This is a genomic window from Enterobacter sp. QK-SA4, from assembly GCF_056856775.1.
Genome location: NZ_JBXFXH010000007.1, coordinates 2,574,078 through 2,596,132, shown reverse-complemented (window position 1 = coordinate 2,596,132; position 22,055 = coordinate 2,574,078). Strand labels below are relative to the sequence as shown.

Sequence of the window (22,055 nt, the reverse complement as noted above, 5' to 3'; positions counted from 1 at the left end):
ATTAACTGCTCCCGTGGTTATAGCTGCCGTCATAGTTGACGGTGTTGTTGTAGCGAATGGCGACAGACTGATACTCCAAGCTTGCCAGATGGCAGCGGGCCGGAGCAAAAGCAGCGAGCGTCTGGCGTAACAGCGCCGCCTGATCGTTAGTGATGGGCTGTTGAAGGATGACGCGATATACCGCCCAGGCTTCCGCATCGCCATGAACGAAAAGCCCGTTGTAAGTGTGTTTGCCGTCGTAGCCAATCTGGCCAGTACCTTCAATCAGATCCACTTCGCCGAAGCCGAAACGGCGGATAATTTCCCTGATTGACCACGGCGTCCCTTTGTAGCGGTGCAGCTCGATAGCGGATTTGATAAGCATGCGGCGAACATCGTCAGATTCCGCCAGCTCCCAGCCATCGCCAAACAGTGAGAACTGCTCGCCCAGCCATGGCAGCGCGGAACTGTCGACAATATCGACGAGATAGACCATCAGTACGCTCAGGTCGATGTTATCCAGCCGCCCGGCCAGTCTTCCCAGCGTTCTGAGACTGATATCACCCTCAAGCGGCGGCGGGAGTTGTAGCGGCTCAGCCATCAGACACTCCAGTCATGTTAAGAGTGATCGCCGTACAGTTTGCCCATTCGTTTTCTGCCACTACCTTCAGCACCGGTGTCACCAGTTCGACCTGATACACTCCGGCAACGGACAGCACGCTGATAATCTGACTGGGGACAATATCGCGCCCCAGCGTGGCGGTACGAGACGCTACCCAGTTCTGTATGGCGCTGTTGGCGCTGTCCTTTATCGAGTTGGCATCCTGGTCACGATAGATAGTGATGTTGGCTTCAATGGCGTAATCCACCTGAACAGGTGTTTTAGCCCGCACGGTATCAGTGAGCGGCCTGACTTTTTCGTCCGAGCAGAAACTCTCTACCAGCGTGAGGATGCTGTCGTCCGGCAGGCCGGTGCTGAGCAGCGGATACAGTTCTACGGTGCCGGGAACCGGGGAAAGCACCGCAACATCGACGATGTTGGGATGGGCCTGCATGGCATGAAAGCGGTATGCCATACGGCTTCCGGCGTTGGTGAATGACTCCGGGGCCAGTTTGATACGCTCGCGGAGCCTGTCATTGTCTTCCTGCTCTGAACCGCCAGAACTTGCCATCAGATTGGTCACCTGCAGGTCGACGTTATCAATCTCATCGAGCAACTGACTGACCTGCGCAGGTTGCCAGCCATTGCCAGCGGCTCCCGGTTCGGTACAGGTGGCCGTGGCATTGACCAGCAGCAATCCGGCTTTCAGCACCACGTCCGTTTCGGTGGCAAAAATAATGCTGTCGGAAGCGCTGACGCGGGTGCCTGCCGGAATCAGCACATCAATGGCCAGTGCCTCATCCACGGAGAACTGGAGAGTTGTGGTGGCAGGCTGCGCGGCAAGGCGGTAAACACCGACCAGTTCACCGAGGTAATCAATCATCGGCTCACGGGCAAAGGCGACCAGATTCTGTTTGGCCGCTTCCTGCGCCGCTACCCTGACCAGCATTTCGCGGTATGCCCACAAGTCAATCAGCAGGCGCTCAGCCTGGGCGGGGTACAGCGTCTTGCCGGTCGCGGCTTCGTACTGAGCAATCATTTCAGCCGTGATTTTGTCGGCATCGCGTTCAATAAAATCGGGTTCTGTCAGCGCCATAAAAGCTCCTGAGTCCGGGGCTGTCCGTCAGAGCCTTTCCAGCTCACCCGGAGCGTAAGATGTTCGCCGTCGACGGCGGGTTTAACCGACATAAGCTGGCAGCGAGGCTCCCAGCGGCGAATGGCATCGACGGATTCGCGCACCACATGCGGAATAGCCCGGTCGATGGGCCAGTCGATATAAAGGTGAAGATTGCTGCCGAACTCCGGGCGATGCGGGTCGCTACCGCGAGGAGTACGCAGGATGATTTGAATGGCCTGCCAGATATCATCCAGCCCCCGAACGATTTCGCCGGGGGCCTGCAGGGCCGGTTGCCAGAATACGGAGGTTGTTTTCATGGGGGCAGTATTGCCCCTGCGCGGGAACGCCGATATTAAAGGCGTTTAAGAAGGTCAGTGGGAGTGGTGATTAGAGTTCTGGCCATCAGACAGCATGCTGCCTGTTGAGTGGGCATTGCCGTTGATTTCAAGGTTGCCGTTCACCGTGGTGGTGTCAGCGGTCAAATCAATGGTTTTCCCCTTCAGACTGATACCCACCGCAACCTCGATTACTACGCGCTCGATACCACCTTTGACCGTCAGCGTATGGGTCGCGCGGTTATAGCTGAACTCTGCGCCATCCGCGTATTTCGTGCCCCGGACGTTTTTGTCGCTGAACGGTGGCTTATCGACGTCTGAATACACCGCGCCCAGAATGACACCATCCTCGCCGTTGGCATCGAGCAGCACCTCAACCTGCTCCCCCACGTCAGGGAGCCAGTAATCCTTGTTATCCTGGGTGTTGCGCTGGAGTACGTTAAGCCAGTTAGTGCGCAGGTTATCGCACTCAGGCAGACGAACGCGGGCCTGAACCTTGTCGGCATCGACGGCGCTGACCGTACCGACCTGACGGGTGACGCCTGCCATTATTTCTTCTCCTTTGTTACCGTAGATGTGCTGCCGTCCGGTTTATAGACGGTCAGTGTCTGACTCTTGCCGGTCTTTTTACCTTTCTTCGCCTTGCCCTGCGTGACCGGCCCTCGCGCCACCTCCAGTTCGGTGATATAGCCGCTGTTGCGGTCAAACGCATGGCGGGCAGTGGTTATCAGCCATGGCCCGGATAACTGTCCAAAACCCACCAGTTCAATTTTGTTGCCTGCAGTCAGTTGAGGCGTCCCCATCAGCGTCAGGGAGCCGTTCTGCTGGTATTCGTTATGCCTGGCCAGCGCCGAATCCGCTTTAATCCGGGCACTGTCCGGGTCGCTGACGCGGCTGTTGACCTTCAGTGAGTCGGCACTGGTGACCTTACCGCCTTTGGTTTGTTTGTCGCTTTCGCTGGTACCGCCATCAGCTTCGTAGACGATCAGCTTTTTATCGCTGCTCTTCTGGTGTTTTACCTTTGCGGATTTGTAGACGCGGTTGATGGTGTCACGCAGGGAAAAGCTGGCCACATCCTGTGGCTTCAACTGTTTTACCGGCTCCTGATCGCGCAGCGTGGCCAGATGAGAGAAAATTAGCTGGTCGCTGACCACTTTCACGGCATAACCATACTCGCTGGCCAGTCGACGCAGGAAGCCCACGTCCGTTTCAGCATACTGTGTAACGCGGTCAATTTTGATGGACTCAATACTGCCAACCAGCTTCAGCTGATGCTTTTTGGCAATCCGCCCGGCGATGGCCGCCAGCGTGGTGCTCTCGAAACCACGACTGGATTTTGTCCGCAGGGCGTTGTTGACCGACGTGGCCACGCCCCGGATAGCGACAACGGACGCGGGCGAACTCACCTCGATCTCGTCTATCGAGAACGTACCGCAGGACAGCAGCTTCTCGCCCTGATAACCCATTTTCAGCGTCAGCGTGTCACCCTTGCCCGGATACCACTTATCCAGCCAGCGGCCATCGGTGTCGTCCAGCTCCACCTCAATGGTATCGGACTCGCTTTTGATGTTATCGCTGTAGGTTACGCGGGTGACAAAGGGGGCGATATCGGTGGTGATGTTCTTCTGCAGATACCACAGCGTGAATACCGGACTCAGAACATCGCTGACGCCGGTTAACGCTGATGCGGCCTGTGCAGTGCTGTTTATCTCAGCCATGGGGCAATATCCTCTTCTGTGGTGGCTTCTTCAGCCTCGATAACCGGGATCAGTAACAACAGCCCGGAGGGCAGCACCGGCGTAATGGCCACGTGCGGATTGGCGGCAATTATCCGGGGATAGCCCAGTGGGTCGCCGTAGTACTGCCATGCCAGAGAGTCCCAGCGCTCTCCGTCACGGGTGACATGTTCAAGAAACATCACACACTCCTCGCCAGAATTTTAGCTGCCATGGTGCTTAACCCCGGCGACATACGAGTGAAGGTGGTGCTGGCGGAGTTAAGCTGCCCGGAAACAGCATCCAGCGCTGCCGCGATATTGCTGCCGTCCACGCCGCTCAGCGAAGACTGTGCCTGTTGTACATATGTAGCCGCATCACTGGTGGCTCTGGCCAGACTGATGGCATCGGGCATGGATTCAGAGAGAGCATTAAACGCCGGAACGCTCTGACCTAATGTCCCGGACACGTTGCCCAGTCCGGTCATCAGCCCCGGCACGCGGGTCAGTGCGACGGCGGGGTTATCCTTCATCTTCTGCGCCACCCGAACGGCACTGATAGTGGTCTGGAGAACAGACTGCGCCTGTTTGGCATAATTGACGCCGTCGCGAACGTACTGGGCCACCCCGGAAGGTGAAGGAACAGCACCGGAGACCGCTCCGACGCCGGGAACCTGGGTGCGTATTGCAGGCGGCTGCAGCGGGTTTTTCGGGTCGCCAATGTACTCCCGGAGAGACGCGGTGGCATTGACGGCCAGCACGTTGCCTGTGCTGTCGGTCTGCTCGCTGGTCGCGGTCACGTCGGTAATCACAAACCAGCCGCGATAGTCACCGTTGCCGAAAACCAGTGCCAGCGCCTGATGGGCTTTCATGGCCGTTCTCAGTCTCGCCAGCTCCACGTCGGGCACACAATAATGTTGATGGAAGACCAGGCTTATCTGGATTTCGTCCAGCTTGTCGCCGACGAACTGCAGGCCGGGCTTACCCTCTATGCGGGCATGTTCCGCATAATCGACGCCGAACGTGGCCTCGAAGCCATCCCAGTAGGTAATCAGTTCAAACTCAATATCACCCAGAACTGCAAACATCAGCTGTACCTCCTGCGTTGTTGCTGAGCCAGCAGACGATCCAGCATTTTCTCCAGCTCATGCAGGCTCATATTCAGTGCGCCGGTCAACCCGTCAGGCGCTGCGGTTTCTTTGCCATTGAGGAAAAACTGAGGATTAAAGCTGACCTGGATACCGCCAGATGTTCCGCCGCCAGTTGCAATTGCGCCACGACCTGAATATCCCGCTGCCATGATTTCCGGCGACGGGATACGGGGAACATCGGGAGTCATCTCTGTTGCCAGGCGTTGTCCGGCGAGCGCTGCCAGTGGTGTGGTACGCTGCAGGCCGATAGCGGCACCCTGCGCGATATTGTCACCAAAGCCTATAAACACGCGGCTCGGCGAATGAATGCCCAGCTTTTCCTTGAACCAGCCGCCGACACTGTCGCCCATATCTGTGACGGTGGTTTTGAGCGACTCCCATTTGTTTTTGATGCCGTTTATCAGCCCGTCGATAAGATGGCCACCGAAGTCAGTGAACTTCGCTGGCAGATCAACGCCGAGATATTTCAGCGCAGCCGCAAAGGCTTTATAGAGCAGACCAACCGGCGACCAGTTAATCAGCAGCTTACCAATCCCCATGATACCGCCGTTAAAAGCCTCTTTAATGTCAGCCCAGCGCTGTTTGAACCAACTGCTGACAGCCCCCCAGTTACGATAAATAAGATAAGCCGCCGCCGCGACGGCGGTGATAGCAAGACCAATGGGATTCATCAGCAGTGCCCGGCCAATCCAGAGAACGGCACGCCCGGCGATCATAATGCCGCGGACCAGCCCCCCGGAGAGCACACCACCCAGTGTTCTGGCTCCTCTGGCGACGGAGCTGAAGCCGGTCACCAGCCAGCGAAGTTTGCCGCCTTCACCCAGCGCGAGTGTCAGGCGAAGCCAGTTGGCCCGCAGGAGCACGGCATTTTTCCAGACGTTGACGAAAGGTGAAATAAGGAGATTCAGCCCGAGCTTGAGGCCGATGGTTGCCATCTTGAACGCAAGTAATGCGCCAATCACTTGAATTGTGCCGCTCACGAGTTGCGGATTAGCCGCAATCCATTTTCCAACGCTGTTCATTAAGGGGATGAATGTTTCCCCCAGCTGGATCAACGCCGGACGTAATGATTCTCCGATGCTAATGGCCGAGTCGTTAAACCCAATCTGCGTTCTGCGCCAACGTCCTTCGAGCGTATCATTTTGTTTCGCTGCATCCTTGTCCAGCGTAGACATTGCAGAGGGAGTGTTCATTTCCTGCTTGTTAGATTGGTACTTATCCCAGCCCTGACGCATAGACAGTAGATGGTTCACGGTCTGGATATCGGTAAAGACTTCCGCCAGTCCGAAGGACTCCATCAGCTTCTGCTGGCCTTCCTGATCGCCTCTTGAGCCTGCCGCCTTCCATTGCTGCACAAATGCCTTGCCTTTACCGTCGATAAACCGGTTGGCAATCATCAGGGAGGCTTCATATTGAGAGAACCCCTGGGCTACATAATTTTGCATTGATCCCTGGTAATCCACGCCAGCCTTAGCGTATTTCTGCGTGGTATCTCCGCGTCCCATTGCCGCCAGCCAGTTTGACATATTGGTGACGGCCTCTTCCGCTGAGCCGCTGCCTTTACCCACTTCCAGACTGGCTACGATCTGGGTTATGGCGTCTTTGCCGTAAATACCACGTGCAGCGAAGGCTTTGGCCATACCGGGTAACGCTTTCGCCATATCCTTCAGCTCAAACGAGCCTAGCTTGGCCCCGGTTGCCGCAATCCCAAACGCCTGCTCCAGCTCTTTGGCATCGGTAATTTTCAGCGCATCGCTAAAGGCGTAGGTCATTTTTGCGAGGTCAGTCATATCTGCTTTGGTGGCCGTGGCCGCTTTACCGAGCATCCCGGCAAAGGTCGCTGCCTGCTGCGGATTCATGCCATCGGCAACCAGTTGACCAACGCCGCTCAACAGAGATTCCTGGAGCTGATTGACCTGCAGGGATGCCCGACGAATGGCAGTACCGATGGCCTGTTCCTGCCTTGAATCCAGATCACCGGTGACACTGATATCGCGTAGCTGGGATTCAAACGATGAATATTGTTTGACAGAGGCCATGACCGGTGCGCCCAGCGTTCGGGCGATACCATAAGTCTCTGCTCCCTGGCCATAGAGCGCCATGCGGTTAGCTTTCAGCGCGTCACTGGTGGCTGATACTGCTGACAGACGGCGCTGCTGGCGTTCAATTTGCTCCATTGTGCGGCTTACCCGCAGCAGTTCGCTGTTGAGGCGCTGCATCCGGGAAGAGCCTAACTGGCCATAACGTTCAGTTGCACGAGTTAAGGCATTCTGGCGTTCCTGCAGGCGTCGGGATGTATCGCCCAGGGAATCTAGGGCGCGTCGGGTGCCACTGACGGCTGAGCGGAAGCTGCTCCCGACAATGCCGCCAATAATGACGCCGACTGAAAATTCACTGGCCACGGTTGTTATCCTCTGAAAGCGGAAAAACGGAAGGAAAATGTCTGAGAGCCATGCAGAACAGCCGCGAGGGGCGGCTGTTAAGTGATGAGTCGTTACTGATTGTCGCCGAACTCGCTTTTGATTTGCTCTTCAGCCTGCTCCAGCCACATCTCCAGATCGTCAGTATCGAGGGCATCAATCTCCCCCGGCTGAAATCTAAACCACCTCGCCAGCAGCCCCTGCGCCTGCATCAGCGTTTTCGTCGCTCTTGCCCAGCCCAGTGACTTGCTGAAATCGTTTCTGCAGCTCCATGTAATCGGCAAGATCCATGTTATCGAGGTCTTCGGGGAGAATACCGGTGCTACGGGCAATGAGCGGTTCGTCCCAGTCAGCCGGGTCTTTACTGATTTTGCGCACCTGCTTCAGGTCTTTGACCGTCAGGCGTTTCAGTTCAACCTGCTCCACTCTGGTGCCTGCTGCGGTGGTGAAGGGGTAAGACAGCTTAAAAGTATCGGATTGGGTCTGTGACATGATCGTGCTCCTGTGTAAGTTCAGAGCAGTATGTCTGGAGGTGGACGTGACGGATATTAAAGGGGATTAAGAAGAAAGGGGCCGAAGCCCCTGTGATATCAGTGAGTGCGAAAGCCTTTGCAGTTACGCAGGAAGGCGATGAGAAGCGCCTTTCCTTCAGATTTGCCGATGCCGGTGAACCAGTGGTCAGGTGGCTCCCATTCCTCAATCAGGTCAGCCAGCTTCCGTGCTTTAGAGCGGGTGCAGTCAATCGGGTCATTGGTTTTCTGGGTATTAAAAAGGTTTTCCACCCCCGGAATATCAAGGATGGTAAACCACGTACCATTTCCCATGCCAATCGAACCACAGTTCCCGCCTTTATCTTCAATCTCGACGGTCACCGTCAGCCCCCGATATTGATGCGGTAGTCAGTCAACTGGTCAACGCCGCCGACGCGGAAGATGTTGGCCAGATAGTCCAGCTCCAGCAGCTCTTCACCATCCAGTACCTGCTTGATGTACGTGCAGGTGAAGCTACTGGAGAACTCGGCGTTCTCGTGCTGTTTGAACGTCCCCAGCGGGTTCTTCTTGAACATGATCGTCAGGAATGTGACCAGCGGGATTTCGTCAATCAGCCCCTGCGAACTGTAGCGCTGGACGCTGGAACGGCACTGCAGCGCCAGCGACTTATACGGGTTCGCAGCAGACAGCATCGCGTCGCGGTAAAAGCTGTTCCACTTGATCTCACCCTCCAGCTTGTCGAAGCCTGCCGGGAGTTCCACTTTGCCCACCATCCCCAGCGCCTTATGCTCCTGCATGGTCATGGAGACGTCCGGGAGTTTGACCTCCTCGGCCCGGCCCAGCAGGTTAGCGCCATCCAGGTAGATGTTGGCATTCGTGATGCGGTTGATCTCAATCTTTGCCATCAGCTATTCCCCTTCAGGGTTAACAGATATTCCGAGGTGATCTCGGTCTCAAACGTCAGTCGCTCCAGCGGTGGTGGTGGCGTGTATTTGTAGCTCAGCAACAGGTGACCGGCGGCAAGCTCCGTCTCTTCGTTGCGGGCCGGATCAAACCAGCAGCTGAAGCCCAGCAGCGCACCGTCACCAATCAGCTTGCGACCGTAGGCGTTGACCGACTCCGTCAGCGCATCAATCAGCGCCTGGGTAATCGGCATGTCGATGTACTGCTGGCTGAAATAACGCAGGGACTCGTTGATCACATCACCGGTGCGGCGAACGTTCTCAAAGTTGCGCATATGGGTGACCGTTGGCCATGCCGCCATACGGTTGCCCCACAGACGCAGGCCGCTGCCGTAGCTGCTGAAGACCGTGGTGATGCCCTGTTCGTTGAGCAGGTTCACCTCACTCTGCGGGTCGTCAATCATTGCTGACAGCTGGCGCTCCACACCAGTGATACCCAGAATCTCCTGGTTGGAGGACGACCACCAGTAGCCCTTGTCCAGGTCGACCTTTGCACGCAGACCTGCAGCACGCTGGCTCAGCGGCTCCAGCCGTTCGCTGTTGGTGGCCGCGTCGTACACCTTGACGTGCGGGTAGCACAGACGGACGCGGTCGGAGCTGGTGTTGAAGTTAATGGTGCCTTCCGGGCCACGCCCCGCCAGAGCCTGAGCAAAAGTGGTACCAATCGGCGCGTCGATGTAGGTCACCGCGCCCAGCTTCTCAGCCATGGCGATAAGCTCAACCGAGACGCTGTTCTGGGTGCAGAAGACCGGGGCAATCAGGATTTTTGCGAAGTAGCCAAACAGGTTGAAGCTGTCGTTAAGCAGCTTCATGCCGGTACGGTTGCCCGCCGCATTAACGGCACCGATGATATCAGCCGGGGTGACTTTAGTGGGATCAGCATAGTTATAGCTGGCCTTCACCGTTGCATCTGCCGCGATGCTCTTACCGAGGTTGGTAATCACCCCGGTCTGTGCATCAAGCGAGTAGTCCTGACCTTCCACATAAGGCTGGCCATCGCTGTCCGGTTTCAGTACCAGCTGCGCGACCACCGGATTAGCCAGCTTCGCTTTGCCCGTCGCCTTGTCGAACGTTACATCTTCATCGGCCACAGCAGTTTTATGCACAGCCGGATCAAGCACGTTAATGACCAGAACGGTGCCTGCCCCATGGTCGTAGATCGCATCCAGCGCCTGCGGAATGGTAAAGCCGGTGAGCTGGCTGCCAAACGCCGCGGCATCTTTCTCAGACAGGCACTGCACCAGCGTATTGACGTCCCCCATCGGGGCGGTACCAATCAGGCCAATGACGGCAGACTTCACCGTTTTTACCGGGCGGGCACCGTTTTCCACCTCAATGGTTTCGACGCCATGCAGATAGTTAGCTGCCATGGGAGTCCTCCGTTTTCACATCGTTGTCGCCGACGTTCCTGCGCTTTGGTGACTGCACAACCGGTGTGCTGGCGGGTTTAGTCTCTTCAGATACCGGTGTCAGATGCTTCAGCGCCACCAGTACCTTCACATAGTCATGCTCCTCCGGCAGGGAAACATTCTTCCCCGGCCAGAGCAGGATTTCGGTTCCGTCCGACAGCGTGACGCCGCTGGCCGGGCCGGAATAGCGGTATTCTTTCATCACTCGCTTTCCTCATAGTTCACTTCGGTTAACAGCGGGCCGGACGGTAAATCGCTGTCTTCGATAAAGACACTTTCAGTGGCAAAGTCGAGGGCGTACTGCCATAGCCCCTTGACCTCACCGATAAATACCTCGCGGGTCAGCCAGATGCGACGGCGGCAGTTCGGCGGGGTGTAGCCACCGAGGATGCGACGGACTGCATCCAGAACATCAATCGCGCCTCTTTTACCGTTGAGCTGGCGGAAGACCACCGTGACGCAGAGCTGGATAGTCTGAGGCTGGAGTACCGCACCGATATCATTCGGCTTATCGAAGCGCGACCCGGCATAGCTCACCAGCAGCGCCCCAACCGGATGATTCAGGCGATATTCAGCCGGTTTCTCCGGGAAGTACTCCACCTGCAGCTGCGGCAGCTTCTCCCGTAACCGGGTCAGTACTGCATCGAGGACGGGCAGAACGTTCATCAGTATTTCTCCAGTAAGCCGTCGCGCCCGCCAAAGGTGGGGCGGCGTGCCCGTGCCCGGATTTCACCGGACTCAGGCACGTCTTTCTGAGTCGACTGCAGCCCCAGCGTGAGTTTTCCGTCGCGGATGGCCTCAAGCTGACGCCGGGCCTCTTTGTGGTCATCCTTCACGGTATCCGGGACTGCGCCTTCCGGGCGGCGGGTGTAGAGCCGGTAACGCACCAGCGTGATGGCAATGTCGCGCAGAACGGTCGGTATCTCCGCCAGCGGCAGGGTATAGCGTCCGCGCAGATGGGCATCAATCAGCTCATCGGCATAGCGAATACAGCTGTCCATCACCTCAGTTTTCACCGTCGCGGGCGAGTCGAAGTCCAGCTCCTCATTGGTGAGCTGAATTAGCGTCCGCTCAGGAACCTGTTCAAGCAAATCCGCGAGGGTGCAGTACATATCACACACCGCGCAGGATGCGGATAACGTCGCCTTCGGCCAGAGCCTCATCCAGCGCAATCCCGGCAGAAATACCCGCCGGGGTCTCGCCTGATGCGGCTGTCTGGGGAACGGCGCAGGCATTCTCATCCGACTGGACATTCTGCCCTTTAGCAATCGCAGCACCAGCCTCGACTGCAACAATACCCAGTACGTTGACTGGCGTTACATCACCGGCAGCGGCATCCACCTCTGCCACGCCAAGCGCGACGGCTCCGGCCTGACAGGGGCCATTATCGGCACCGACAAAGCGCTGTTGCGTCAGCGCCGCGCTGGCCGTCACGGTGGTGGTCAGAATGACCTGTTGAGTTGTACCCATGACCGTCTCCTTATTTCACGATGTTGGTGACGAGATACCCGGCATCGCCACCGACCACGGCGACTTTGTAGATATCGGTATAACGGCAGTACTTCACTTTGCCGCCGACGCCGTCGTATTTATCCGCCACTGGCATCCCTTTCCGGCGCAGGGTGTAACCGAAGGACGGTTCGTTTTCGTCGGCGCTGTCGGTGCCCGGCTGGGGTTTGCCGACGTAATGCAGCATCAGGTTGTCGCCCCAGATATCGGTCGGGACTTTGTCCTTGTTCTGCGCGTCTTTCATGGAGGCCATGGAGACCGGCTCGCCGATCGCCACATCTTCCAGCTGGAAAAGGTCTTTCAGAATTTCGATGGTGATACGCTTGCGCTCGTTGGCCCCAATCGCGGCCTGAATCGCCGGGTGGAACTTCAGCAGCGACATGACGCTTGCCCCCATGGTCATCAGGTTCGGACGCAGGCCGGTGGCGTTACGCACCGCTTCGATCCCGCCTTCAATGATGCCAATCGGGTCACCCTTGCCACCACCCCAGCGGTCGGCAGCGGCCAGCGCTTTGACGTTAGCCGCGCGATAGACGTTCTTGTCCTGGGCCAGACGGGCCGCATACAGTTCTCGCTTGAGGTTGACGCCGCTCGTCACACGGCGAATGGCTTTGGCCTCTTCGTTGAACATCGACTCTGCCTGCTCGCGATAGTCCACCGGCGCGGCCAGATCGTGCTCGTTGAGAACCAGGTCCAGCTTGCCGGTTTTCTCGCGCACCAGAACGTTACTGTCAGCCCCCACGGCACGCTCGGTGTCGTACTCCACAAAAGCGGATTTACCGAAGGTCGGCACGGTCACACCTTCCTTATCGGTAAGGACAATGGGGAAGATGCGTTCGCCGATGAACGCGGCATTTTTATAACCGCGTGCGATGCTGGTCAGCACCGGGTCAACGACGCGCTTACCCTTTAAATAGTCAGACATGTTCTCTCCTTAATTACAGGCAGCGGGAGACAGCAGCGTCGTAGCTGATGCCTTCTTTTTTCGACAGTTCCAGCGCTTTCTGATGCAGCGCCAGACGTTCCGGGTCGGCTTCAGCAAACTCCGCTGACGTCGTTTTGATATCCGTGCTCACGCGGTCTTTGGTCGCATGCTCACTGAAATTCAGTACCGGATCAGTGCTGTCCAGCAGCGTCTTAAACGCCGTGGCCAGCGGGGTGCGGGTATCGCCTTCGGCAAACTCAACCGGCTTGTCACCTGTAGAGACCGCGTCAAGAATGGCAACAACAACCGGTTTTGCTGCCGGGGTCAGGCGACCCGCGCCGACCAGCTTCTCGGCAAAGGAGACGTTGTCCGCGTGCAGCTTGTCCTGCCTGGTCTTTGCTTCCTGTTCCGCCCGTTGGGTGGCTTCCGCTTTCAGACGCGTGTTTTCCGCCTGAAGCGCTTTGATTTCTTCTTCAGTCATGGTGCTGTTCTCTTGTTGAGGGTTGGGATTGTGTTCACTGAAGTCCGGTTCAGACTTCCCGGTGTCGCGGTAAGCCTCTTCGCGCAGGGAGTCAACCTGCCATGAAGGAAGCACCTTGTCGGTCTCGTCCAGCCCGAACTGGGCGATCAGAAAATCGCGCAGACGGCCCCATAAAGAGGCATTGGTGATATCACTCCAGTCGGCAAACTCCACGACGCCTTCTTCTTTCTCACCAAACGAGACCTGCTTCAGCCCCTTAATGGAAGGTGGCTGCGCCCCCAGAAAGCCGACATGACGGAGGTAAAGCGTGCCGGGCTTCGGGTTGTTCGGTGAGTCAGGGAGATAGAATGAGGCGGAGACCTTCTTGAAGCGTCCGTTGCCCACCAGTTCGGCAAACTGCGGGTCGAGCTGGTCAGGCTCTGCCAGCAGATCGCCGCCGTTAAGTGACAGGGATTTCACCCAGCCCCACGCCGGGTCTTCCGTTTTGGGGTGGCCAATAACGAGTGGTGCTTCATGGACGGACGGGTCATAGGCTTTCACGCAGGCGGCAAGATCGCTTTGCGTGAACGGCAGTTTCGTGCCGTGCATATCGGTATGAGTACCGGCTTTAAAAATGTGAATGGCTGGCATTTTGCTGTCCCGCGTTACGTTGTCGGGGACAGTCTGTGGAAAAAGCATCAGCAGCGCTTTTAATCTGCTTTAGAAAAAATCGGGGGTATCAGTACGGGGAATGTCACGCTGCGGGCAAATAGTGGTGCAAAGCGGGGGCTGTAAAGCCTTTATAAAGGTAATACAGCCCCTCAGCGGCTGGCAATGATAAATCACCCGCCTGCAGAGACAAAACTCAGCGACGGGCCGCTGCTTCAAGATGGCGGACAATCGTATCGAGGATGGGGACAACCACTTCAGGCTGCAGCTCACCGTCCCCTGTCAGCGGCAGGAACGGACGGGCCGGAAGTTCAACGGACTCATTACGCCCCGTTTTACCACCGAACTGGTGAATCGGCCCATAAACGACATTAGTGCCAACCGCTGCCTGCCGGTCGTCATGGTCGGTTGATACTGACCCCATCAGACGCCCGGTATCCTGCAGTGTTTGCCCGTCGCGCTCCTGCGCTGCCAGCGAGGGAGTCCACCCCGGACGCCCCTCATCGAGAAAGTTAAACTGTGTCTCAGCCAGCAGGGTTCCGGCGATTTTACGCATCGCGGGTTCCAGGTCTGTGGCAGCCAGGTCCAGCGCACGGAGGCTCCGGCGCAGGGATTCATCGTTAATGGTGATATTGACCAGGTTATCGGAAGCCATCGTTATCCTCTCAGTTCCTGCTGTGCCAGCGGTTGAAGCGTACCCTGATAGCGGGCAAGGTCGGGACGGTATGCTGCCCCCGGCGCGTAAGACCAGCCGACGTCGGTGGCCACCTTCGTGGTGCCGGTATTGAAGGTGGCGACGTTCTGCATCTCGCCTGTTTTCTCTGAGACCAGCTTCAGCTCCCATCCCATGGCTGAGCCAGAATCTGACACCTTCAGGCCACGGGCACGCACATCGGCTGCGCTCAGGGCAATGACACCACAGCGGCAGCGCCAGCCGTTCGGCGGGTAGAACGCCTGCCAGAACGGGTCATCATAGCGCAGCACCAGACCATGCAGCGCCAGATGGCTCTTGCGGGTATGGCTGTCGTTGATGCCGGTATACATCCAGTACGGCCTGTCGTCGACGTTCTCCATCTGCTCCGCCCAGCGACCGGCACTGTAGAGTACGGACATATTGGTACGAAAGATGGTGTCGAGCCGCCACGGGCTGCCCTGCTGGATGGTGACCGGCTCGCCCGTTACCGGGTCTGTGGTGTCACGTGGCCCCCACCATCCCTTGCGCTGCAGCTCCGGCTCCAGCTGCTGGCGGAACCAGCGGTCAGTCTTGCCCTCATCCAGTGCCTGCTGCAGGGCGCTCCTGATATCTTCCAAGATATCAAGGCGGGTCACTTTGGCGACGGTAAAGGCGCGGGCATGGGCATCCTGCCACATCTCCTCCCAGTCCCACGTGAAGCTATACCCTTTGGACTTCAGGTAGCTGACAGCCCGTTTTGGGGGCAGCGTCATGCAGTACGCCAGTTCAGCCGTTGTCACGCTCATGCAGACGCCCCCAGACAGTTGCAACAAACATGATACGGGCCAGCCGTTCCTGCAGGTCATCCGCATTCATCTGCGGGTACAGTTCAGCCAGCGCCCCCAGCAGCTCAGACGGGTTAACGCCGTCTTTCACCTGGTTAAAGAGCGGCTCCAGCACCGGCGCAAGTACGCCATTTAAGGTGCCACCGTTCATCAGAATATCCAGCGCATCATCGAGGTCCTGCTGGGCCTGAATATCAGCATCTATGGCCTCGGCGAACGACAGCGGCAGCGTGTTCTTCTGGCGCTCTGACGGTGGTGTCTCGTCAATATCGCCGTCCTGCAGCTGGTACTCACGCTTGAAGTATTGCGGGGTGAAGACCACACCGGCGCGGCTGAGTTTCTCGTCGCGGGTCGCCTGGGTATCATCGACCGTTCCCTGTTCCCACATCTTCCAGACGGGGCTGGCCACATCGCCAAAGTTCATCGATACCGCCATCCTGATGGCCTGATTCACCGCGCTTTCCACGATATCAGCGTCAGCGTCACGGATATCATCGGTGACCTCCAGTCCGGCCTGCGCGGAGGCGCGGTTACTGTTGGCCTCGGTGGTCTGGTTCTGCCCCAGCAGGGCGATGGAGATTTCACTGCGGGCAAGCGTGATCAGGTTCTGATAAATATCGCTACTGTCGGCCTTGCCTGCGGCCTCCTTAATTTCAATGGAGGAATCGTCAGGGATAGCGGCCACCGCGTCTTCCACCATTGCCTCCATGGAGTCCAGCAGCAGGTCAATCTCACCCTGGGCCGTCCCGCGCGGATGCTTACCGATAACCCACGGTGAGCCGTACTTCTCGGCAAAGCGCACCCAGAATTTCATGCCGCCTTTTTTGAATGTCACGGGCCAGAAGCACATCGACAGGTCAGGGAAGCCATACGGGTTGTCGTAGGTCGCGTCCTGACGCGGTACCACGAACTTGTTCAGCGGTACCGGCTCGCCTTCCAGCCCGGCGTCTTTTGCCCGAAAGCGCAGCAGGTTGTCATTGTCGAACTGGAACCACTCTGGCGGCTTACCCACGATATCGGCGATGCCCCAGGATTTAACAGAACGCCCCCACATGATCTCACAGGGCTGATATCCGTAGAGAACGGCGTCGGTCATCTCGCCGATGATGCGTGACAAATCCAGATCGTCGAGCATATCCCGGATGAAGCTGAATACCCGCGCCGGAGCATGACCGCGCTCAAGACCACGCTCCAGCGACTTGACAGCCGCCTTACGCCTGCGGATGCAGCCACCAACCAGCGGGTCGGTACGCAGTTCACGATAGATGCGGATATCCCGGCCCTGAGATTTCAGAATGGGGTCAGGGTTAGGCAGGTACATTCCCAGCCCGAAGAAGTCGATGGAGCGGCTGCGCGAGGCGATCTGCTCCGTCAGCGTTTTAGTGGGTTCGGCAAAAGAGACAAACTCATTGGGTGAAACCCAGAGTCCACGGGCCATCAGTAATCCTCCAGCATACGGGCCGCCTGACGACGACGGCGTGAGCTTGCCTTCACCGGCCCTTTGTTAATTTCACGGCTGGCGAAGTACGCCAGCGCCAGTGCGATGGCTGAATCCCCGTGACGCTTGCCACTGTCAGACTTCGCTTTTGAGCGCTGTTCCGGCACGCGGGGAACGCCGTTGACCACCTGAACGGCCCGCAGGTCATCCAGCGTGTCTTCATCCTTCGGTAAATCCACCAGGTTGCCATCTTCCAGCGCAGCCTTGACCGGCGGCATATGCTCGCGGTACCAGTTTTCAGTTGGCATCACCTGCTTAACCCGGCTGGAGCCGTAGCGCTGCATTGCGTATTCGGCGAGGTAAGAGCCGTTACCACGGGCATCGAGCGCCGCGCCCATCAGGTTTGGCAGGCCGTCCATCAGATGCCACGCGATTTGCTCCTGCTGTTTGAACGGCACGTTGCGCAGCTCCAGCACGAACGGTACGCGACGCACCAGGTTCTTCTCCTGCAGCAGGGGATAGTCCACCGACAGGTCACCGCTGCGGCCAAAATCTCTCCCCAGGAAAGAACGTGCGTCAGCAGGTAGTGCTTCAAGCAATGGTTTGAGGTGTTCGTCCAGCCAGTCCTGCGTCTCGCTCCAGCGGACGTCGTCGGGCTTCAGTTCGTAGCCCTCCGGGCAGGTCAGACGCAACACTGGCGTGCCTGCCGACATACGGGACTCAATCAGGGCGCGGGACAGCCAGGCTCCGCCGCCGTTGGCCGGAACGCAGTCAAGCTCCTCCGATGCACCGGCACCGTAGAATTTGTATACCGATGCCATCCACGCCTGCTCGGACGCTTCCGACCATTCTTTCCCGGTACGCAGGCAGACGCGGTGGAACAGTCCCTCCGACACAGCCTCCTGGAAAGTAATGCGGTGTACGCTGCCCCCCTGACGCCCGGCCCGGATATCACCGATAAGCGTATTGAACGGGTTATCGTCACCGTCATGGGTGGAGATAACACGCACCTTACCGCCCCAGATAAGCATCGCCAGCGCCGCCTTCAGCAGCTCGTCCAGTTGCTCATGGAACGCCGCTTCATCGATAACGATGATGCCCTGACGGCCACGCAGGTTCGACGGTCGACTGGAGAGCGCGACAACGCGGAAACCGGAGTCGGGAAACTTGATGGTGTAGGTCTTGATGTGCTTGTCGTCTTCGTCCTCCTCCCAGAAACCCTCTTCGATTTCACTGGCGGCATAGTTGAATGCCCGCGCCCACATCGCACACGCCTGGATATATTCGACGGTCATGTCCTGGTTATAGGCGATGTAATACACGTTCATCCCGCCCGCAGGTGCTGAAGAGGCTGCGGTCAGCACATCATCGGACGCCTCAGCCCAGGTGATACCGGTACGGCGGCTCTTCTCAATCACCTTAAGCGGAGAGGTGTCAGCCACCCAGCGCTGCTGGTAAGGCATCAGAACGGCGGGGATATCCAGCGCCGAGGTATCAGGCAAAACGGGAGCAAGCTGACTCATGTGGCAATCCCCAGAATTTCACGGCGCAGCGCCTGTACTGCATCGGTTGACAGTCCACCCTTACGGGCAATTTTCTCGGCGTTGCTGGCCGCCTGCTGCGCTCTGGCCCGAACTTCAGACTGGAACTTCTTGAGGTTGACGGACGCGCGGGACAACGTGGCCACGTTCTTCGCCACCTTCGACAGCAGCGCCACGCGCTCTTTGGGGTCGACTTCGCCTTCTTCCGCTTCCTGCAGCTGGACGATGCTCTCGAACAGCTCGGTCTGAATCAGGGCGATCACCGCCTCCGAACGCGCATCCTGATCGTCAGCAGCTCCCTCGGTCAGCATGCGGGCCGCTTCGGTAGCCGCACGGATGGCACCATAGCGGCGCTCAATCTTCTGGCCATAGCGATGGATAGCCGATTTGCTGATGACGTAACCCTGCTCACGCAGCAGGGACTCCAGCTCGTTATACCCACTGAAGCCGGATTCAGTCAGCGCCCGCTCAAGCCAGCGACGCACATCTTCCGGCAGCTTTTCTATCGTGCTGCGTCTGGCCATCATTCACTCCAGTACTTTTCCGGGCGGGCGATGCCGGGGCCGCATTCCACGGTGTATTCCACCAGGTCAACGCCGAGGCGGGTCAGGTCGGCAAACCAGTCACCGGAGGGTTTTTTCTCCAGATCTACCATCTTGCGGTCGGCCAGATAATCCAGCTCACGGCGCAGCTCCAGCGGCGTGGTGTCCGGGTAGATGGCGCGGGATACATCCAGCAGCAGCGTCTCGCTGGCGGTATACGGGCGGGTTTTGTTCAGAGCAACCAGCAGACTCCAGCGCAGGGATTCCCGGCGCACGCGGGCGATATCAACCATGGTGACCTCCTGTATGACGGTACTGCTGTACCACTTCCAGTTTGTTGTAGAGTGCGTCCAGCTTGGCCTCGATGACCGTCTGGCCACGGATGTAATCCTCGCGGCGGACGTAGTTCAGCGGTAAATCCGCTTTAAACCGCATAAATTCTTTTTCCAGCTCGCCCCAGTTGGAGGCGGACTGTTGCAGCGACTGCTCAAGGGAGGCGAACCGCGCCGCCTGACGCTCCTCCGCTTTACTGAACAGCCACTTGGCCATACCGCCGACAAAGCTCATGAAGGTGATGAGAAAGCCCACCACCGTCCAGAATTCAACCTGCAACGTCATTTATGTAATCCTTCCCGTTCGTCCAGCAGCCCGTTTATCTGGCCGCGCCAGATGCGACACTGCTTCGCGTTGTCGATGATGTTGGCGAGGACGTCACGCTGGGAGACGCCTGAGTCGCGTAGCCAGGCGTCAGCGGCTTCAGGTTGCCCGGACGCTGCGCGAGTGCCGGTGTCAGCGGCGGCAGTTGTGTCTGAATGACCGGTGTCGACGGATGCGTTGTCATATCCGAGCGCGGTGTTGTACTGGCGCACGAAACCGCGAGTAAACACGCACTCAATGGGATGGCTCTTGCCTTTTTCATCAATCCAGCGCTGTGTGACATCGTTAATTTGCCCCTGTAATTGTTTGTTCTGGCTCTCAAGCTGAGCAATCTGCTCAAGGTAACTGGCTTCGGCCTGGTGGCCTGCGGCAACCTGATCCTGATACCGCTTTGCCCAGGCCCGCAGCGCAGCGTTCTCAAGCATCGTTTGTTCGGTTTTGTAGGTATCAAACGCTGACTGCAGCCGACTGAGCGCTGCGTCACCGTCACGTTTTGCGTCCTCAGAACCGTCGTGATAGCCCCAGCGGTTCAGTCCATAAAGAGCAGCCACCAGAACAAGCGCCAGCACCATGCCGCGCCACGGTAATCTTTTAACCAGGTTCCACACAGCTGCTGCCTCCCCATGTGAGATAGCGCGGAGCCAGCTCCCGCAGGATACGCTGCGGATAATGGCGGTTCTCACGCCAGTTGGCGGCGCTGCGTCCGGCATTCACCGTCTCGACATGGCCAAACCAGCGGGCACTGTCCAGCCCTTTCTGTGAGGCCAGCCGTTTGTCCCGCTGTACCCAGCCCAGACCGCCGTTATAGCCCGACAGCGTCATGGCCATACGCTCACAGTTGCTGGCGGCGCTGACGCGCTGCCACAGCCAGCGGTCATAGCTGACCAGCGCCCGGATGGCCCATGCCGGATTAAACGGCTCACGGCTGTTCAGCCCCGGCATCAGCTGACTTATCCAGTCAGCGGTGGCGGGCATAAACTGCGCCAGCCCCTGAGCGCCAACCGGCGAGACCGCATCAGGTCGCCAGCCGCTTTCCTGATGCAGCTGCGCGGCGAAATCGGCCACCGGCGCAGACAGTCCCCATTCAAGCCGGGCATTACGGATCACATCGTCGCGATACTGCAGAGCGGCCTGTGGCGGCTGGGCTGCGCGGGCCTGACTGAAGAAACCGCCACACCAGAGCAGCCAGGCAATCACCAGGTTGCCAGCGAGCTGCCACCAGAAGCTGTATTTATCGTTGCGTGGCTCGCCATGCTTGATGGCGGTTACGCCCAGACCAAAGGCGAGCAGGATGATGAGGGTGATTTGAGGCCAGTTCATGGTCACAGCCCCGTAGCCACGGCCAGACAGACCGATGCAACAATCAACGCACGGCGGATTAGCGCAGCGGAAAAGACCAGGTGAAGGCCAGTCTGGACGGGGAAGCGACCATCAGCCATCAGCCTGTCATCGTGCTTCAGGTACTGACCGGGGCGGGATTTGGGAAAAAGCGAACGGTCAAGCCAGTAGCCCAGCACAGCTGCCAGCGTGATGAGTGACAGCTTGTAGATAACCACCGGCAGCTGCTGAGGCGATACCAGACCGATGGTGCCGAGCAACAGCACAGAGGTCAGCAGCCAGCCGCTGAGACGGGGCTTTTTAACAGGGGGAATGAATTTTTTCAGGTTTTTCATGAGTGTCTCCTTGTTGTGTGGGAGACAGCATCACAAATGTGGCGGGATACGGATTTTAAAGCGCGTTATAAGTGTTCGCAGAGGGAAGCGGCCAGAATGGTGGCACACAAAACACAGGGGAGGCAAGCACGATGACTGAACCGAAACAGCCCGGTTTTAAAAAAGGGTTCCTCTTTGGGATCAGAACCGGAGAGAAAAATAAAACTTACACGCTGAGCGTGGATGCATGTTGCCCAACCGAAGCGATTGCAGAACTGAAAAACGCGCTGGTTGCACTTGAAGAGAGAAGAAGTTATTTCGCCAGCGGAGAAAACAACGTCATGATGATTGGCAATGTGGCGGCGACATCACGATATAAAGCCGCACCTAATCCTGCTACTCAGTTATCCTGCGACCAACGAATACTGGAAGCGGAATCAGCAGTTCCCAGAACGGTTCTTCCTCACCAGTCTTAACCGGGGCCGCTTCTCCCGACCAGTAAAGCCAGGCCCGGTGATAAAGTTCCAGCACCGGGCAATCACTGTTCAATAACCTCATATCTCCGCGATGCACCGGCTCATCTGTGAGGGCTTCATATATCGGTGCCGTTCTGATTTCCTCTTCGCCTCTCTCATCGGCCAGTAATTCCCGGAACTTCCTGACTTCACTCAGATGCTGACAGGCAAACAGTGACTGATAGCGGGAAGGTTTGTCAGGAAAATGGCTACGGCGAACTAACTCAAACACCAGACCGACCAGCAGACTTCTGCTGACTCCACTGTCATCTTCCATTTTAGGACCGGGGTTATAGAGATAGTTATGACCGTGCTTGGAAAGACCATCGGGATACATCTGATGAAGGAAAGCGGCCAGCTCCGGCACTTCAGGTTCGTATTTTCCGGTAATTACATGGCAAGGCGAAGGCAGACGATTAGCGGAATCAAGTGTGTAATACGTACCCATTC

Annotated in this window: 31 protein-coding genes; 1 reads left to right on the top strand and 30 read right to left on the bottom strand. The window is 57.7% G+C overall.

The window, feature by feature from the left end:
• Nucleotide 1: 1 nt before the first annotated feature.
• The 29 genes from AC1VYI_RS13970 to AC1VYI_RS13830 all read right to left on the bottom strand — a co-directional run bounded on the left by AC1VYI_RS13970 (nucleotide 2) and on the right by AC1VYI_RS13830 (nucleotide 21,111).
• Nucleotides 2-580, bottom strand: a complete 579-nt coding sequence (locus AC1VYI_RS13970) for a phage tail protein I (RefSeq protein ID WP_016246279.1) — start codon at nucleotides 578-580, stop codon at nucleotides 2-4.
• Entirely contained in the window at nucleotides 573-1,676 is a 1,104-nt protein-coding gene (locus AC1VYI_RS13965; protein WP_045355432.1) for a baseplate assembly protein, read from the bottom strand. The genes AC1VYI_RS13970 and AC1VYI_RS13965 overlap by 8 nt, the downstream gene beginning before the upstream one ends.
• Nucleotides 1,667-2,014 carry a GPW/gp25 family protein gene (locus tag AC1VYI_RS13960; RefSeq protein WP_000859115.1) on the bottom strand — a complete coding sequence of 116 codons (348 nt, stop codon included), beginning with the start codon at nucleotides 2,012-2,014 and terminating at the stop codon, nucleotides 1,667-1,669. Before AC1VYI_RS13960 ends, AC1VYI_RS13965 begins: the two co-directional genes overlap by 10 nt.
• Nucleotides 2,015-2,068: 54 nt before the next feature.
• Complete coding sequence (locus AC1VYI_RS13955; RefSeq protein ID WP_000929399.1) at nucleotides 2,069-2,581, bottom strand: phage baseplate assembly protein V; 513 nt, start codon at nucleotides 2,579-2,581, stop codon at nucleotides 2,069-2,071.
• Nucleotides 2,581-3,750, bottom strand: coding sequence for a phage late control D family protein (locus tag AC1VYI_RS13950; protein ID WP_045355433.1), 1,170 nt, complete (start codon nucleotides 3,748-3,750; stop codon nucleotides 2,581-2,583). The genes AC1VYI_RS13955 and AC1VYI_RS13950 overlap by 1 nt, the downstream gene beginning before the upstream one ends.
• The gene (locus tag AC1VYI_RS13945) at nucleotides 3,738-3,950 is read right to left on the bottom strand and encodes a tail protein X (RefSeq protein ID WP_000478225.1); all 213 of its coding nucleotides are present in this window, start codon (nucleotides 3,948-3,950) and stop codon (nucleotides 3,738-3,740) included. The genes AC1VYI_RS13950 and AC1VYI_RS13945 overlap by 13 nt, the downstream gene beginning before the upstream one ends.
• Nucleotides 3,950-4,834, bottom strand: a complete 885-nt coding sequence (locus AC1VYI_RS13940) for a phage tail protein (protein ID WP_045355435.1) — start codon at nucleotides 4,832-4,834, stop codon at nucleotides 3,950-3,952. The genes AC1VYI_RS13945 and AC1VYI_RS13940 overlap by 1 nt, the downstream gene beginning before the upstream one ends.
• On the bottom strand, nucleotides 4,834-7,299 hold the full coding sequence (locus AC1VYI_RS13935) for a phage tail tape measure protein (RefSeq protein WP_045355436.1): 2,466 nt from the start codon (nucleotides 7,297-7,299) through the stop codon (nucleotides 4,834-4,836). The genes AC1VYI_RS13940 and AC1VYI_RS13935 overlap by 1 nt, the downstream gene beginning before the upstream one ends.
• A 92-nt stretch (nucleotides 7,300-7,391) precedes the next feature.
• Complete coding sequence (locus AC1VYI_RS13930; protein WP_001148841.1) at nucleotides 7,392-7,529, bottom strand: GpE family phage tail protein; 138 nt, start codon at nucleotides 7,527-7,529, stop codon at nucleotides 7,392-7,394.
• Nucleotides 7,495-7,809 carry a phage tail assembly protein gene (locus AC1VYI_RS13925; protein WP_000084225.1) on the bottom strand — a complete coding sequence of 105 codons (315 nt, stop codon included), beginning with the start codon at nucleotides 7,807-7,809 and terminating at the stop codon, nucleotides 7,495-7,497. The genes AC1VYI_RS13930 and AC1VYI_RS13925 overlap by 35 nt, the downstream gene beginning before the upstream one ends.
• A gap of 98 nt (nucleotides 7,810-7,907) precedes the next feature.
• Nucleotides 7,908-8,189: a hypothetical protein gene (locus AC1VYI_RS13920; RefSeq protein ID WP_045355437.1), complete on the bottom strand. Its 282-nt coding sequence runs from the start codon at nucleotides 8,187-8,189 to the stop codon at nucleotides 7,908-7,910.
• Between the two features lie 2 nt (nucleotides 8,190-8,191).
• Nucleotides 8,192-8,716, bottom strand: a complete 525-nt coding sequence (locus AC1VYI_RS13915) for a phage major tail tube protein (protein WP_162837902.1) — start codon at nucleotides 8,714-8,716, stop codon at nucleotides 8,192-8,194.
• Nucleotides 8,713-10,140 carry a phage tail sheath subtilisin-like domain-containing protein gene (locus AC1VYI_RS13910; protein ID WP_020803500.1) on the bottom strand — a complete coding sequence of 476 codons (1,428 nt, stop codon included), beginning with the start codon at nucleotides 10,138-10,140 and terminating at the stop codon, nucleotides 8,713-8,715. Before AC1VYI_RS13910 ends, AC1VYI_RS13915 begins: the two co-directional genes overlap by 4 nt.
• Entirely contained in the window at nucleotides 10,130-10,381 is a 252-nt protein-coding gene (locus tag AC1VYI_RS13905; RefSeq protein WP_006122445.1) for a hypothetical protein, read from the bottom strand. The genes AC1VYI_RS13910 and AC1VYI_RS13905 overlap by 11 nt, the downstream gene beginning before the upstream one ends.
• Nucleotides 10,381-10,845 (bottom strand): Gp37 family protein, encoded by a 465-nt coding sequence (locus AC1VYI_RS13900; protein WP_032637440.1) that lies wholly within the window; start codon nucleotides 10,843-10,845, stop codon nucleotides 10,381-10,383. Before AC1VYI_RS13900 ends, AC1VYI_RS13905 begins: the two co-directional genes overlap by 1 nt.
• Complete coding sequence (locus tag AC1VYI_RS13895) at nucleotides 10,845-11,291, bottom strand: gp436 family protein (RefSeq protein ID WP_045355441.1); 447 nt, start codon at nucleotides 11,289-11,291, stop codon at nucleotides 10,845-10,847. The genes AC1VYI_RS13900 and AC1VYI_RS13895 overlap by 1 nt, the downstream gene beginning before the upstream one ends.
• 1 nt (nucleotide 11,292) lies before the next feature.
• On the bottom strand, nucleotides 11,293-11,649 hold the full coding sequence (locus AC1VYI_RS13890) for a DUF2190 family protein (RefSeq protein ID WP_000537462.1): 357 nt from the start codon (nucleotides 11,647-11,649) through the stop codon (nucleotides 11,293-11,295).
• A gap of 10 nt (nucleotides 11,650-11,659) precedes the next feature.
• Nucleotides 11,660-12,613 carry a hypothetical protein gene (locus tag AC1VYI_RS13885; RefSeq protein WP_029464126.1) on the bottom strand — a complete coding sequence of 318 codons (954 nt, stop codon included), beginning with the start codon at nucleotides 12,611-12,613 and terminating at the stop codon, nucleotides 11,660-11,662.
• A 13-nt stretch (nucleotides 12,614-12,626) separates the two neighbouring features.
• A complete protein-coding gene (locus tag AC1VYI_RS13880) occupies nucleotides 12,627-13,724 on the bottom strand; it encodes a hypothetical protein (RefSeq protein ID WP_045355442.1) in 1,098 nt (365 codons plus the stop codon).
• 214 nt (nucleotides 13,725-13,938) lie between these two features.
• Nucleotides 13,939-14,397: a phage virion morphogenesis protein gene (locus AC1VYI_RS13875; RefSeq protein WP_029464124.1), complete on the bottom strand. Its 459-nt coding sequence runs from the start codon at nucleotides 14,395-14,397 to the stop codon at nucleotides 13,939-13,941.
• 2 nt (nucleotides 14,398-14,399) lie between these two features.
• Nucleotides 14,400-15,221 carry a phage head morphogenesis protein gene (locus AC1VYI_RS13870; RefSeq protein WP_032637445.1) on the bottom strand — a complete coding sequence of 274 codons (822 nt, stop codon included), beginning with the start codon at nucleotides 15,219-15,221 and terminating at the stop codon, nucleotides 14,400-14,402.
• A complete protein-coding gene (locus tag AC1VYI_RS13865) occupies nucleotides 15,202-16,698 on the bottom strand; it encodes a DUF935 domain-containing protein (RefSeq protein WP_045329634.1) in 1,497 nt (498 codons plus the stop codon). The genes AC1VYI_RS13870 and AC1VYI_RS13865 overlap by 20 nt, the downstream gene beginning before the upstream one ends.
• Nucleotides 16,698-18,221 carry a hypothetical protein gene (locus tag AC1VYI_RS13860; RefSeq protein WP_045329636.1) on the bottom strand — a complete coding sequence of 508 codons (1,524 nt, stop codon included), beginning with the start codon at nucleotides 18,219-18,221 and terminating at the stop codon, nucleotides 16,698-16,700. Before AC1VYI_RS13860 ends, AC1VYI_RS13865 begins: the two co-directional genes overlap by 1 nt.
• Nucleotides 18,218-18,763: a DUF3486 family protein gene (locus AC1VYI_RS13855; RefSeq protein WP_011410682.1), complete on the bottom strand. Its 546-nt coding sequence runs from the start codon at nucleotides 18,761-18,763 to the stop codon at nucleotides 18,218-18,220. Before AC1VYI_RS13855 ends, AC1VYI_RS13860 begins: the two co-directional genes overlap by 4 nt.
• Entirely contained in the window at nucleotides 18,763-19,074 is a 312-nt protein-coding gene (locus AC1VYI_RS13850; RefSeq protein WP_006122433.1) for a hypothetical protein, read from the bottom strand. Before AC1VYI_RS13850 ends, AC1VYI_RS13855 begins: the two co-directional genes overlap by 1 nt.
• Nucleotides 19,067-19,399, bottom strand: coding sequence for a hypothetical protein (locus AC1VYI_RS13845; protein ID WP_000175096.1), 333 nt, complete (start codon nucleotides 19,397-19,399; stop codon nucleotides 19,067-19,069). Before AC1VYI_RS13845 ends, AC1VYI_RS13850 begins: the two co-directional genes overlap by 8 nt.
• On the bottom strand, nucleotides 19,396-20,046 hold the full coding sequence (locus AC1VYI_RS13840) for a lipoprotein (RefSeq protein ID WP_045355443.1): 651 nt from the start codon (nucleotides 20,044-20,046) through the stop codon (nucleotides 19,396-19,398). Before AC1VYI_RS13840 ends, AC1VYI_RS13845 begins: the two co-directional genes overlap by 4 nt.
• Entirely contained in the window at nucleotides 20,030-20,758 is a 729-nt protein-coding gene (locus AC1VYI_RS13835; protein ID WP_045355444.1) for a transglycosylase SLT domain-containing protein, read from the bottom strand. Before AC1VYI_RS13835 ends, AC1VYI_RS13840 begins: the two co-directional genes overlap by 17 nt.
• A 2-nt stretch (nucleotides 20,759-20,760) precedes the next feature.
• Nucleotides 20,761-21,111: a putative holin gene (locus AC1VYI_RS13830; protein WP_045355445.1), complete on the bottom strand. Its 351-nt coding sequence runs from the start codon at nucleotides 21,109-21,111 to the stop codon at nucleotides 20,761-20,763.
• 131 nt (nucleotides 21,112-21,242) lie between these two features.
• Between AC1VYI_RS13830 and AC1VYI_RS13825 the strand changes: the two genes are divergently transcribed.
• The gene (locus tag AC1VYI_RS13825) at nucleotides 21,243-21,566 is read left to right on the top strand and encodes a hypothetical protein (RefSeq protein ID WP_233422829.1); all 324 of its coding nucleotides are present in this window, start codon (nucleotides 21,243-21,245) and stop codon (nucleotides 21,564-21,566) included.
• Here the strand turns inward: AC1VYI_RS13825 and AC1VYI_RS13820 are convergent.
• Nucleotides 21,487-22,053: a DUF2441 domain-containing protein gene (locus AC1VYI_RS13820; protein ID WP_045355446.1), complete on the bottom strand. Its 567-nt coding sequence runs from the start codon at nucleotides 22,051-22,053 to the stop codon at nucleotides 21,487-21,489. The two genes, AC1VYI_RS13825 and AC1VYI_RS13820, sit on opposite strands and share 80 nt — an antisense overlap.
• Between the last annotated feature and the right edge of the window lie 2 nt (nucleotides 22,054-22,055).